12 protein-coding genes are annotated in these 13,411 nt (G+C 43.6%); 3 read left to right on the top strand and 9 right to left on the bottom strand.

What is annotated here, in order from left to right; translation table 11 throughout:
* Positions 1-103: 103 nt before the first annotated feature.
* Positions 104-1,045 carry a D-glycero-beta-D-manno-heptose-7-phosphate kinase gene (rfaE1, locus tag F1644_RS05525; RefSeq protein WP_118304734.1) on the top strand — a complete coding sequence of 314 codons (942 nt, stop codon included), beginning with the start codon at positions 104-106 and terminating at the stop codon, positions 1,043-1,045.
* A gap of 29 nt (positions 1,046-1,074) precedes the next feature.
* Here the strand turns inward: rfaE1 and pdxT are convergent, their stop codons facing one another.
* From pdxT to F1644_RS05540, 3 genes are all read right to left on the bottom strand, one after another.
* Positions 1,075-1,641 (bottom strand): pyridoxal 5'-phosphate synthase glutaminase subunit PdxT, encoded by a 567-nt coding sequence (gene pdxT, locus F1644_RS05530; protein ID WP_164719626.1) that lies wholly within the window; start codon positions 1,639-1,641, stop codon positions 1,075-1,077.
* A 92-nt stretch (positions 1,642-1,733) separates the two neighbouring features.
* The gene (pdxS, locus tag F1644_RS05535; protein ID WP_027201445.1) at positions 1,734-2,603 is read right to left on the bottom strand and encodes a pyridoxal 5'-phosphate synthase lyase subunit PdxS; all 870 of its coding nucleotides are present in this window, start codon (positions 2,601-2,603) and stop codon (positions 1,734-1,736) included.
* 407 nt (positions 2,604-3,010) lie between these two features.
* Entirely contained in the window at positions 3,011-3,880 is an 870-nt protein-coding gene (locus F1644_RS05540; RefSeq protein WP_118304735.1) for a sigma-70 family RNA polymerase sigma factor, read from the bottom strand.
* 287 nt (positions 3,881-4,167) lie between these two features.
* On the opposite strand from F1644_RS05540, the gene rpmH reads away from it, so the two are divergent.
* Positions 4,168-4,326, top strand: a complete 159-nt coding sequence (gene rpmH / locus F1644_RS05545; protein WP_071595963.1) for a 50S ribosomal protein L34 — start codon at positions 4,168-4,170, stop codon at positions 4,324-4,326.
* Positions 4,327-4,343: 17 nt separating this feature from the next.
* Here the strand turns inward: rpmH and F1644_RS05550 are convergent, their stop codons facing one another.
* Together F1644_RS05550 and feoB are read right to left on the bottom strand one after the other, a co-directional pair.
* Positions 4,344-4,499 (bottom strand): FeoB-associated Cys-rich membrane protein, encoded by a 156-nt coding sequence (locus F1644_RS05550; protein ID WP_087421267.1) that lies wholly within the window; start codon positions 4,497-4,499, stop codon positions 4,344-4,346.
* A gap of 49 nt (positions 4,500-4,548) precedes the next feature.
* A complete protein-coding gene (gene feoB, locus F1644_RS05555) occupies positions 4,549-7,026 on the bottom strand; it encodes a ferrous iron transport protein B (protein WP_118304736.1) in 2,478 nt (825 codons plus the stop codon).
* Between the two features lie 215 nt (positions 7,027-7,241).
* Here feoB and F1644_RS05560 point away from each other — a divergent pair, with 215 nt between their 5' ends.
* Positions 7,242-8,018 carry a hypothetical protein gene (locus F1644_RS05560; RefSeq protein WP_087421265.1) on the top strand — a complete coding sequence of 259 codons (777 nt, stop codon included), beginning with the start codon at positions 7,242-7,244 and terminating at the stop codon, positions 8,016-8,018.
* Here F1644_RS05560 and F1644_RS05565 read toward each other — a convergent pair.
* The 4 genes from F1644_RS05565 to F1644_RS05580 all read right to left on the bottom strand — a co-directional run bounded on the left by F1644_RS05565 (position 8,015) and on the right by F1644_RS05580 (position 13,295).
* Positions 8,015-9,073 (bottom strand): GNAT family N-acetyltransferase, encoded by a 1,059-nt coding sequence (locus F1644_RS05565; RefSeq protein WP_118304737.1) that lies wholly within the window; start codon positions 9,071-9,073, stop codon positions 8,015-8,017. The two genes, F1644_RS05560 and F1644_RS05565, sit on opposite strands and share 4 nt — an antisense overlap.
* A gap of 48 nt (positions 9,074-9,121) precedes the next feature.
* Positions 9,122-10,018 carry a DUF2156 domain-containing protein gene (locus F1644_RS05570; RefSeq protein WP_087421263.1) on the bottom strand — a complete coding sequence of 299 codons (897 nt, stop codon included), beginning with the start codon at positions 10,016-10,018 and terminating at the stop codon, positions 9,122-9,124.
* A gap of 44 nt (positions 10,019-10,062) precedes the next feature.
* Positions 10,063-11,802, bottom strand: a complete 1,740-nt coding sequence (locus tag F1644_RS05575) for a thiamine pyrophosphate-dependent enzyme (protein WP_118304738.1) — start codon at positions 11,800-11,802, stop codon at positions 10,063-10,065.
* A 62-nt stretch (positions 11,803-11,864) separates the two neighbouring features.
* A complete protein-coding gene (locus F1644_RS05580; RefSeq protein ID WP_087421261.1) occupies positions 11,865-13,295 on the bottom strand; it encodes an alpha-L-fucosidase in 1,431 nt (476 codons plus the stop codon).
* Positions 13,296-13,411 lie beyond the last annotated feature (116 nt).

The raw sequence follows: 13,411 nt of genomic DNA on the forward strand, positions 1-13,411 counted from the left end.
AAGCAATCAATTTATGATTTATGAATTACGATTTACGAAAAGAAAAAGCGTAGTTTTGTTGGAGGGAATCTAAAATCATAAATCTAAAATCTAAAATGAATAGATGGATTTAAACTTTAATAGTTGCAAGATATTGATCGTCGGGGACGTGATGCTTGACAAATACTATTTCGGAAAGGTGGAACGTATTTCCCCGGAAGCTCCAGTTCCGATAGTAAATATCGTGACCGAGGAATCCCGCTTAGGCGGGGCCTCGAACGTGGCCAACAACATCACAAGTCTTGGTGGGCAGGCCACGTTATGCGGGGCTATCGGCTATGACTTTTTCGGGAAAGAGATTGAACGCATGGCTCACCGGAAAGGGATCAAAACCGATTTTGTCAAAACCGAGCAACCCACGATCACGAAAGCGCGCATCATCGGTGGAAGACAACAGATTGTCCGTATAGACTACGAGCAACATTTGGAACTTTCTGAAAAAGCAAGAGAAGATTTTCAAATCCATCTTGCCTCACTCTTCCAAGAGTTCCCTACCCTTGTTATTTCTGATTATGGAAAAGGCATGATCTCGGAAGAATTATGTTCGTTTTTGATAAAAACGGCAAAATCACATGGAACCCGTGTTATCGTGGACCCGAAAGGGCAAAACTGGAAGAAATATGCAGGGGCCGACTTGATTACTCCTAATGTAAAAGAATTAAGTGACATCATTGGCCACCCGGTGAAAAATAACGACCAGGATATTGCCGTGGCAGCCTTGGAAATCGTTCATCACTACGGTTTATCAGCATTACTTGTCACCCGGAGCGAACAAGGGATGAGCTTGATTTCCGATCAAAATATTTTGCATCTCCCCACACATTCTCAAGAAGTATTTGATGTAAGTGGAGCCGGAGACACGGTTGTAGCGGCCCTTTCACTAGCCTTAACCCAAGGTCAGGAAATCACGGAAGCCATGCGCATCGCAAACGTGGCAGCCGGAATTGTTGTTCAGAAAATCGGAACAGCAACTCTCAGCGTAGAAGAATTAAACGCAAATCTATAAGAAAAAAGGCTGTTTTAAAAACAGCCTTTTTAAATCTTAGATACAAAGTATTTCAAGAATGCCGTATTATCTGTAAGCTCCGGATGGAAAGATGTTACCAACATATTCTTTTCTTCCGCTGCAACGATATGCCCATCAAGCTCACACAGAATTTTTACCCCATCCTTCACGCTCGTGATATAAGGGGCTCGAATAAACACCAACTCAATTTCTTTCGAATCTACCGCAGGGATCACCTTTTTCGTGGCAAAACTATCGATCTGGCTCCCGTAAGCATTACGCCGAACGGCAATATCCATCACGCCCAAATGAGTCACTGAATCGTTCACGAGTTCTTTGGCCAGCAAGATCATTCCCGCACAAGTTCCCCATACCGGCAGCCCACTCTGGATTTTCCCGCGTAAAGGCTCCATAAGTCCGGTCCGATTAAGAATCTTTCCCATAGTGGTACTCTCCCCTCCTGGTAGAATGATTCCATCAATCTCTTCCAACTGCTCCGGGTATTTCACGATCACGGGTTCATGACCAATAGCCTTAATCTGGCGTTCATGTTCAATAATCGCCCCTTGAAAACCTAAAATTCCAATCTTCTTCATGACAAAAAATATAAGGTTCATAAAGTTCATAAAATCTATAAAGCAAGTTACCTTATGAACCTTACAAACCTTATGAACTTTATAAACTATTCTTACCAGCCTCTTTCAGCGTATTTGTTTTCCAATTTGCTAATTTCCAATCCGGACATAGCCTCTCCCAAGTTCTCTGACAATTCAGCCAATTTAACCGGATCGTTATAATAAGTCGTAGCTAAAACGATAGCTCTCGCTCTCTTGGCAGGATCACCTGACTTGAAGATTCCAGAACCCACAAATACTCCCTCGCAACCCAACTGCATCATTAAAGCTGCATCAGCCGGAGTAGCAATACCACCGGCTGCAAAGTTTACTACCGGCAATTTACCATTCTCATGCACGAATTTTACTAAATCATAAGGGGCTCCCATCTCTTTGGCAATCGTCATCAAAGCCTCTACCGGAGCCACTTGTACCTGATGAATATCATTGTTCAACTGACGCATATGTCTTACAGCCTCTACCACGTTTCCGGTTCCGGCTTCTCCTTTCGTACGAATCATAGAAGCACCTTCACCAATACGTCTTAAAGCCTCACCCAAATTACGGCATCCGCAAACGAACGGTACTTTAAACGCAGTCTTGTCAACATGATACAAATCATCTGCCGGCGTTAAAACTTCACTTTCGTCAATATAATCAATGCCAATGGCCTCCAAAATTTGTGCTTCCACGAAGTGACCAATTCTCACTTTTGCCATTACAGGAATAGACACGGCATTCTTTATAGCCTTGATCATCTGAGGATCAGACATTCTAGCCACGCCACCATCTTTACGAATATCAGACGGCACTCTTTCCAATGCCATTACAGCACATGCCCCGGCAGCTTCAGCGATCTTTGCCTGTTCAACATTGGTTACATCCATAATAACCCCACCTTTTAGCATTTGTGCCAGATTTTTGTTTAATTCATAGTTCCCCATAAGGTTCTCGTTTATTAATGTGTTCATAATAATAATTCCCCTCTCCTTCTAACGCTCCTGGGAGCCAAATATTTATGACTGAAAAGACCCGTTCCTCAAACGTTTCCGATCACTCAAAACACCCCCGCTAAAACGGGGAACAAATATAGCAATTTAGTTGAAAAAACTAACTTTATAAGCATATTTTAGTTGCAGACTGTAAGTACATAAAATACAGATACAAACAATCTAAAAGAATACTACCCATCTCACAATTCCCTCTAACACAAAAAATTTTACATGAAATGTATTATCAGAAGAAAAGATAGAAAGTCTAAATTTATCAAACACCCCCAATCCCTCCATAAATTAAACATGAAATTTGTGGAGTAAAGAACTTTCTACAAAAAGGAAAATTTACCTACCTCTTATAAATACGTCTTCAACCGTTTACTACGGCACGAGTTTTTCAGTTTCTTGATAGCCTTGGATTTAATTTGGCGTACTCGTTCGCTTGTCAGACCTACCCGATCGCCAATTTCTTCCAACGACATGGCTGTATAACCACCCAAGCCGTAATACATCCGCAAGATTAAAGCATCGCGTTCATCCAGAATCGTCAAATAACGATCTATTTCCGTCCGCAATGAATCGGCATTCATCTCCCGTTCGGCATCCGATATGGCATTATCCCCGGTAATCATCACGTCATACAAGTTGGAGGAATCCTCGTCTGCCGACAAAGGCGCATCCATGGATAACGGACGATTGGCAATCCGCAAGCTATCTTTAACCTCCTTCGCGGGAACATCCATTTTCAAGGCGATTTCTTCTGCCGTGGGTTCCCGTTGAAACTCTTGTTCCAAGCGGAAAAAGAACTTATTCACTTTGTTAATACTACTAATTTTGTTCAATGGTAACCGAACTAAACGCGAATTTTCTGCGATTGCCTGTAAAATCGATTGCCGAATCCACCATACGGCATAAGAAATAAACTTGAATCCTTTCGTTTCGTCAAAGCACTCAGCAGCTTTTATTAATCCCAGATTGCCCTCGTTGATCAAATCCCCCAAACTCAAACCGTTATTCTGGTATTGCTTGGCCACGGAAACCACGAAACGTAGGTTACTCTTCACCAATAACTCCCGTGCCGCTCGGTCTCCCGATCGGATTTTCTTGGCTAAAGCAACCTCCTCATCCGGCGTCAACACGTCGATTTTCCCAATCTCCTGCAAGTATTTCTCTATCGAGAACGAATCCCTGCCAGTGATTTGTTTGCTAATTTTTAACTGTCTCATAGGTCTCTTCGTATAATTGGCTTAAAGTTAATCATCTATTTCAGTAAAACAAATATTAGAGCTCTTTTTTTCGTATCTACTTGAAGAAATATACGGGGATATATTAACTTTGTTGTCTGAAAACACCATTTAATTAAAACATACGCCATTAATTTAGAAATCATTCGAATAATTAGAATAAAACACCATTTGAATCGAGATAATTTTGCAAAAATCTTTGGCACAATAAAAAAAATACCTACTTTTGCAGTCCGAAGTGAGAAAATAATAACATAAGAAATATTGCAATGAAACGTACATTTCAACCATCCAACAGAAAGAGAAGAAACAAACATGGTTTCAGAGAAAGAATGTCTACCGCTAACGGTAGAGCAGTTCTAGCTAGAAGAAGAGCTAAAGGAAGAAAAAAATTGACTGTTTCTGACGAGCGCAGACACAAGCATTAATATAAAAAAAGCTGCTTTTACAAGCAGCTTTTTTTATTCGTTCCTTTTCCCCCGCAACCGCAATTACAACTGCATCCTTTCCCCTTCTTTGCATTCCGAAACAAACGATAAGCACCTCTTCCCGCAAAAACAAGTGCTATCGCCACAATTATATACGTCAATATTAGTTGCATTTCTATTCTCTAATTTTAGATTAATAATTCATGATACCGGGGACTCGTCCTAAATAATCAAGTCCAATACCTGTTTTATCACGAAACATACGCCCCAAGCCAGTACCGTCGTGTATCCCATCACGAAAAACGCCCACTTCATTCCAATCTCTTTACCGATAGCAATCAAAGCCGCAAAACAAGGTGAATAAAGTAACACGAAGATCACAAATATAATGGCAGTAACCGGAGTAAACCCATGTTCCCGCAAACGCATTTCCAACGTCGCATTCGACCCGTCATCTTCCTCCATAACCTCTTCCCCCTGGTACAGAACGGCCATCGTGCTAACCACGACTTCTTTTGCCGCAACCCCGGTCAACAAGCTAACGCCAGCTTTCCAGTCAAAACCAAGCGGTGTCCAAATAGGCTCCATCGTTCGCCCTAATCGACTGATATAAGAATTTTCCTGACGTTCACTTACCTCTTGTCGATGCAAGTTCTCTAATTTCGCTTCCCGTTCTTCCTTCAACATATCCACGTTTCCGATCCCGGAAGCGATCGTTGCCTCGTAAGCCCTTGTTACCTCGGCCTTCTTTTCATCATACTGAGCCTCTAGCTCTTTGTCCACGGGAAAATAGCCCAACGCCCAAATCAATATGGAGGCAAACATAATAATACCTCCCATTTTTTTCAGGTATTGCTCGCCTTTACTCCACATATGCCGTACGGTCGTTCTCAAGGTTGGCATTCGATACGGGGGCAACTCCATCACGAACGGCACTTCCTGTTTATGGAAAAGTACCCGTTTAAACAACTTAGCCATCACGATAGCAGCTAGAATTCCAAACAAGTATATTCCAAAAAGAACTAACGCCGCATAATCTTTGAAAAATGCCCCGACCAACAGGATGTATACCGGAAGGCGGGCACTGCAAGACATGAAAGGATTGATCAGTATGGTTAATATCCGGTCACTCCGGTTCTCCAGCATACGCGTTGACATGATCGCCGGCACGTTACACCCGAATCCCATGATCATCGGAATAAAACTTTTCCCGTGCAAGCCAAGTTTATGCATCAACTTATCCATGATAAATGCCGCACGAGCCATGTACCCCGTGTCTTCCATGAAAGAAATAAACAGGAACAATATCAATATATTCGGTAAAAACACGATCACGCTCCCCACTCCACCAATGATACCATCCACTAATAAATCCTTTAAAGGTCCCGCACTCATCTGGTTATCGACAAATTCACCTAAAGCCCCGACTCCGGTCTCAATCCATTCCATCGGATAACTTCCCAAACTAAACGTGGCAAAAAATGTCACGAACAGGAATAACAAGAAGATCGGGAATCCGAACAATTTATGCGTGACAATAGCATCAATATACTCCGTTTTACGTCTTCGATTCACGGGACTTTCCTTGTACGTTTCTTTTAACGCCCCGGAAATAAAACCGTACTTCGTATCGGTAACAACCGACTCGACTTTCTCTCCATAGGTTGTTTCAATCCGTTCAACTCCCTCTTTTACGACCTTCAATAATTTCTCCCGTGAATGATCCCGTTGTACGAATTCCAACACGTCCTTATCCCCTTCCAATAACATCAGAGACAGGAAACGGGGAGACATATTACAGATCAAATCTTTTTCATCTTTCAACTCGGCTCGAATGGCCACGATGCTGTCCTCAATCTCTTTCCCGTAGTTTATATGGATATGGCGTACCGTTTCACTTCTTCCCTCGTACACCTCGATAACTTCCCGTAACAACTCCTTAATTCCTTTCCCCTTTGACCCGACAGTAGGCATCATCGGCATCCCGATCATCTGTCCCATCTCCTGATAATTGAAAGTTGCCCCGGAACGTTCCAGCTCATCATACATATTCAAAGCGATCACGCCCTTCACGTCCATGTCAATCAACTGCGTGGACAAATAGAGATTACGTTCCAAGTTAGACGCATCTACCACGTTAATCACCACATCGGGTGCGTTATTCATAATATATTCCCGCACATACTTTTCTTCATTCGAGTAAGCAGAAATGGAATACGTTCCCGGTAAATCGACCACGTTAAACTCGTAACCTTCAAATCGAAACGTGGCACTCTTCGCATCCACCGTAACCCCACCGTAATTTCCCACGTGTTCCTGAGAACCACTCATGTAGTTGAACAGTGTTGTTTTCCCCGCATTGGGGTTACCGACAAAAGCAACATGTATATGTTTATCTCGACCTTCCCAGTGCTTGGCGAAAGCTTCTTCCGCATCACGGGCGCTCCCTGACACCCCGACAATATTAGTAGCCTCCTCAAGAGATACGATTTCAATAAACGCTGCTTCTTGCCTCCTTAAAGAGATTTCATAACCCATAATTGCATATTCAATCGGATCATTCAAAGGGGCGTTCTTCACGGCCTTCACCACTTTTCCCCTCACGAATCCCATCTCGTTTAATCGTTTCCGAAAGGCCCCATATCCTTTCACCTTGGTAATAACGGCACTTTCTCCGGTTTTCAGTTCTGACAGTAACATATAAACATCTTGTAATTAGTATCGCGAATGTAAAAACTTTATTTTTATTTTTTCTAAATAAACACAGAATAATAACGAGAATTTCATCATTAATAATTATAAAATTTATTAATAAAAGACTTTCCAGCCTAAGTGTCTTCCGAAATTTATAGAGAAAAACAACGAATCTTTTCTTTTTTACTCCGTATAACCAACAAATAGTTTACTTTTGTAACATGAAAACAGAAGATATAGAAAACCAGGACGAGCAAAAATGGAAAAGCGTGAATCAATTGCTATCACGGGCGGGTTCGCGCTTAAATATCCTAGAAGAAGAAATTGATGTAGAAGTACAACATCAGTATATGGATCTTTTGGAGCATCTCATCAAAGGTGGTGACTTCAAAGCGTTGAGAGAAGACGCGATAGTACACGTCCAAGATCTATTTGACGAGGCCGTTGATGCCGAAAAGAAAAAAACTTTGTTAATCCTATTGTCCATGGTCGATGACATTTCTATATACCGAAGCATTGAATCGTTCCAGAAACAAGATACCCCGATCAAACCGTGGGCAACCATAGCCTTGCAACAATCCCGGATGCTGATTCAATCCAACCTGCTGGACGAATCGACCGTGTTCGTATCCACCGGCCTAGGCGGTCACGACACGCTGTTACGTTATTTTTGTGTTTATGTTGCCAACGAGGGGGTTACACTACAACCTTTCCAGTGGGATATTGCCCAAAAAGAGACAGAATTGGTCATTAGCAAAAGCCAAGGAGAGATCGAACAAATCGAACAATTCGAGAAATACATCACGTTCACCCTTCTGTTACCAATCGAGGCTAACCTAAAAGAGATTTTCAATTCGATTATAGACGAGTGTAACACTTACGGGAACTTTTTAAGCGAAAACATCATCATCACGAACGTGAAAAAACTTTCCACCAAAGAGATTGAGGATTTCTTGGAAACTAAATCCCCTCCAAAGCACAAATCAAGACCATTCTAGTCCAGCATCAAGCTTATGAAAGGACTACATTTTTTGAAATAAGGCTCCAACTCGGGAAAATGTTCCGGGTGGTAGCCTAAAAGCAATTGCGTCAGTTCCTGCACGGACAACTCCGCCTCCACCTGCTTTGCATTATCACAAACACAATCTCCTTTCCCGATTACGTATATTCCCGTGTTTTCCGGAATCCAGTCATCCGTTACTTTCAGCACGAGATCCTGCTCCGGATTATTCACGGCATACAAACGGAGCATTTGTTCCACGTCCAACACACGTGCCATTCCCCGGTGCTCATCCGCTTTTCCGGCAGGAAGTACACGGCAATATATCTCCGCCGCATCCAGATATTTCATCACTCCCCACAAAGCCACCCGTTTGACATCCTCGGAGTCATACATTCCATCCAGTACCAAAGCATGATTTCCTCTCGGTTCGGCAAAAGCCATCCCAACAATATTTTTATCGCTATACACGACAATCAACGCCCCTCCATCCATTCGCAAACTTTCCACGATCACCTCAAAATCTTCCCGTTCATGCTGCACGCAACAAGGACGTAAACGCATCATTGACTGAAAATAATTAAACAAGTCATCCGTTAACAACCCCACCTCCCGAATAGCTTCCACCCGAAAATGATCCGCAACCGGTTTATCCAAAATCGTGTAATGTTCCAGAGTATAATCAAAAACAGTCGCATACCCCATCTTTCCGTAATAATCATACAACCATTCACTGGCCGGAATCAGGGTACTCACGGGAATCTTTCTTCCTCTCATCACGTAGAAAGCCTCCCGCAGTAACTTCGTCATCACGCCCCGGGCCCGGGCCAATGGATGAGTACAAGCCCCCGAAATATACCCTGTTACAATTTGTGTCACGCCAAAAGTCATAGGGTAAAGAGGAGTTTGTAAAGCAGCAATAGCCGCACCTTGTTCATCCCAATACACCAGAGCATTCTCCTCCTTGTATTTTTTGTCAAAATAGAATTGAATGAACTCTTCCGTATCATCAAAACACACCCTCCATAACTCCATGACTTCCCGTTTCATCATACACGTATTTAAATTAAACAACCTTTGAAATGAGAGATTTTCTCATTTTCAACTTTCAATTAATTCGGCATACCCTTTCTCCAATAATATCACCGGACGATAAGATAGTTTCGCCTTTCTCAATCCCGGAATTCCCAAATCTTCCTCCCGATTCAGATAAACATATTGTTCCGGGATATGCCGTGCGAACTCCTGATTCAAAATATTATACGAACCGTCAATATGACTATCAGCCTTCTCGATATGAACGGCAAAGGTATCATGATTTACCGGGGCGCCATACGTGAACCCGACGATTTCATCATCCACCCAGAGCGCTCCTCCAACCAAACCAAGAGCATCAAAATTTCGCAACGCAATATTCAATGCTTTTCGCTCGTTTATCAAACTCTCCTCTTCCTCACAATCATGCTCTTCACACCATTTTTCCTCTAGTTCCAAACAATGCGGGATCAAATCTACTGTTAATGGCGTGTACTTGTAATTATAGGTGCGTTTGAACTTATTCACGTGATTCCGTTTAGGCTGAAAATTTTTACCTTTCAATTCAGCCAGCTCTTGACGGGAATAAATATAATCAAAATAATCCCGATCCAACCGATAATCAAAACTTCCCGGAAACTCCCGGTTGAACCATTCCTCCAACTCCGGAAAAACTCCATGTACACGTAAAACGTGTCCTTCGGTCTTGGCTTGCTGTTTCAACAACTCGATCACATTCTTCACATCCCCGGTTCCCACGGGCATCGTGTACACGACACTTTCCTCATCCAATGTAAAACGCACCACGAGACAGTCATCGACCACAGCGTAATGACTATTGGTCAAGAACTGCCACGTGTACAAGTTCACAAACGAAAGATTGCAATCCCGGTTCCCACATGCCAAAAAATAAGTCGTTATTAACTCTTTATCCTCTATTCTGATCGGTTTAAAATCTATCATATAATTACTTTTAATTTCCGTCACAAAGATACGATCTTTCTCATTTATAAAACCTCCTTCATATGTCTAAAATTAGAACTGATCGTATCCAGTATCTCCCGCGTCCGTCCGTTTATCATCAATTTATACATGGATTGGGCAAACCCCATCATCTGGCTCCACTCCACTTTAGGCGGCATGGCCAAAGCATTCGGATCTGTCATCACGTTTACAAGTACCGGCCCGTCAATATTCATCGCCTGTTCCAGCACGGCTTGTACCTTCTCCGGATCGTTCACCGTGAATCCCTCCATTCCCATCGCTTTTGCCACAAGCGCAAAGTCTGGATTGTCCATATCCGTCTGCCAATCCGGTAACCCGGCAACCTCCATTTCCAACTTCACCATTCCCAAAGAACGATTATTGAACACGACAATTTTTACGGGTAATTTATACTGCACGATTGTCGAAAGATCCCCCAGTAACATGGAGATTCCCCCATCCCCACACAAAGCCCAAACTTGCCGCTCCGGAAAGGCCAGCGAGGCCCCGATCGCTTGCGGAACAGCATTTGCCATTGAACCATGATTAAAAGAGCCTAACATTTTTCTCTCTCCCGTCCCGTGCAGATAGCGCGCTCCCCATACACACGTCATCCCCGTATCAACCGTGAAAATCGCATCCTTCGACGCCAATTGATCCACGACGGACATCACGTACTCCGGATGAATTTTATCTGTTTGTCCTTTCTCCTCCACGTAAGCATTCAAGTTCTCCTTCACCCGTTCATACCCTTTCAATTGTTTCTGCAAAAAATCATCTGTCTGTTTTTGCTTGATACGAGGCAACAATGCCTGTAACGTACTCTTCACATCCCCACATAGCCCCATAGCCACCTTGGCCCGTCGTCCTAAACGTTCCGGCTTAATATCCACCTGCACGATCGTGTTGTTTTCCGGCATAAAGGCTGCATACGGGAAATCTGTTCCCAACATCACCAGCACTTCCGCCTCGTGCATACTGTCATACCCGGAAGGCATCCCTAGCAAACCGGTCATTCCCACCTCGTTAGGATTATCATATTGTATCTCCATCTTACTCTTAAAAGAATATGCCACGGGAGAATTCAGCAACCCGGACAATTCCACCACTTCGGCGTGGGCATCCTTGGCCCCGATCCCACAAAACAAAGTTATCTTTTCCTTCCCATTCAATAAATCAGCCAACGCATCCAATTCTTCATCCGAGGGACGTATGGAAGGATGTGTCGGAAATGTCTTAACGGCAGAAAATATCTCCTCTGCCCCACGAGCAGTCACGTCCCCGGGAACCCCGATCACGGCTACTCCCGAACCGGAAATTGCCGCTTGCATGGCAGCCTGCAACATACGAGGCATCTGGCAGGGCGTGGTCGCCACCTGGTTATAATAACTACAATCTTCGAACAACTTCATCGTGTCCGTTTCCTGAAAATAACGAGTCCCGAATTCACTCGTGGCCATCGTGGAGGCAATCGCTAACACCGGGACACCCGAACGATGCGCATCATATAGCCCGTTAATCAAATGAACGTGTCCCGGACCACTACTTCCGGCACAACAAGCCAATTGCCCGTGTAATTGAGCCTCCGCCCCAGCCGCATAGGCTCCGACTTCCTCGTGGCGCACGTGAACCCACTGAATCTTACCATTTTTCCTTACGGCATCATTTATCTCATTCAAACTATCGCCCGTGACGGCATAAATTCTTTTCACACCGGCCTCAACCAGCATATCAACCAACTGTTCTGCAACTTTTTTAGCCATAGATCCTGTATTTTATATTGTTTTTAGTCTCTATGGCTAAAACGAAAAATAAAAAGAAAAGTTTATATTTTAGGAGCCAGAAACGCTCCCACCCGTGATATGTTTGCCTCTTTACGACAGTCATTAATCGTGACACGAATAGTCTCCACGGCAACATCCGGGATATGCAACAAACGTTTATAACCAATCGTACCCCCTTTTCCCAACACCTGCCAAGTACCATTCACCAACCCTTCCACGGTAAACGACTCCACCCGCTGTCCCCGGCTAATATCTTCCTGCAACAAGATCGTGTTTATCGTACATCCCTTCCCCAAGGTATATTCTTTACTTTCCCCCTGCCGGGCTGTCCACGCCCGAGCCCACCGGGAAACAAAATCTTTCGCATACATCTTTTCCAGATACTCTCCGAATTCTTTTAACCGAGTGACATCGGTCTCGCAAAGCACACCCCGCTTATCTGGTGACACATTCAGCAATAAAGAAGAATTACATCCCACGGACTGGAAATAAACCCTCACCAATTCCGACAAAGATTTCACTTTCAAATCTTCCCTCTCGTGATAAAACCAGCTAGGACGAATAGAGACCGACACCTCCGAAGGATACCAGAACAATTCCGTCGCACGATCAATAATCTCTTTTCCCCCAAGATCCCGGGAAAACACGCTTAAACGCATCTCTTCATTACGCTTTTTCGCATCCGGATAACACCCCGGGACCAACGCAACGGAACTCCATTCGGCCCCACGCCCTCTCGCACTTTCATTCCCGATCCAACGAATATCATCACCATAAAAAGCCGTAACCGCGTTAGGCTGTAACTTATGAATCGTTTTCAATATCAATTCCCAGTCATATTCCTGTCTTTTCCCGTCAATGCCTATCTCACTAGTCCCATCCAACCAAATTTCATCTATTTTCCCGTACTCGGTCAATAATTCCGTCAGTTGTTTCACGAAAAACTCGTTGTACCGGGGAGAGTCCCCGTAATAAGAAATGTTCCGATCCAAAAGGGATAAATAAATTCCGAATCTCATCCCGTTCCGGTCACACGCTTTTTTCAATTCCCGAACTACATCGCCTTTCCCGTTTTTCCACGGAGAGGCCGTGATAGCATGACGAGTCGTTTTTGTCGGCCACAAACAAAAACCATCATGATGTTTGGCGGTCAGCACGACGGACTTGAGGCCTCCCGCCTTTAACGCCTTCACCCACTGCTCCGCATCCAGCGCTACCGGATTGAACATCACCGGAAACTCCTTGCCGTCACCTTGTTCTTTCCCGGTAAACGTGTTTATTCCAAAATGGATGAAAGCTGTCAATTCCAACTGCTGCCAGGCTAATTGCTGCTTTGTCGGGACCAGTCTTGCTGCCATCTCCACTTTCTCCTCCAGTGTAACCTTCTCCGGAAAACGAACATTTTTTTCAAAATATTTCCCCTTCTGAGCCTCGGCCGACAAAGAAATCACGCATAAAAAACACCAAATCATATAGCATATTCTCACAGCAGTCACAATTATTGTTATAATAAATGTAAAAATAAACAATTTTTCTCATTTAGACAACAAAAATCTAATTATTCACGTATGAAACTAAATAATATAAT

This window comes from Butyricimonas paravirosa (assembly GCF_032878955.1).
GTDB classification, from domain to species: domain Bacteria; phylum Bacteroidota; class Bacteroidia; order Bacteroidales; family Marinifilaceae; genus Butyricimonas; species Butyricimonas paravirosa.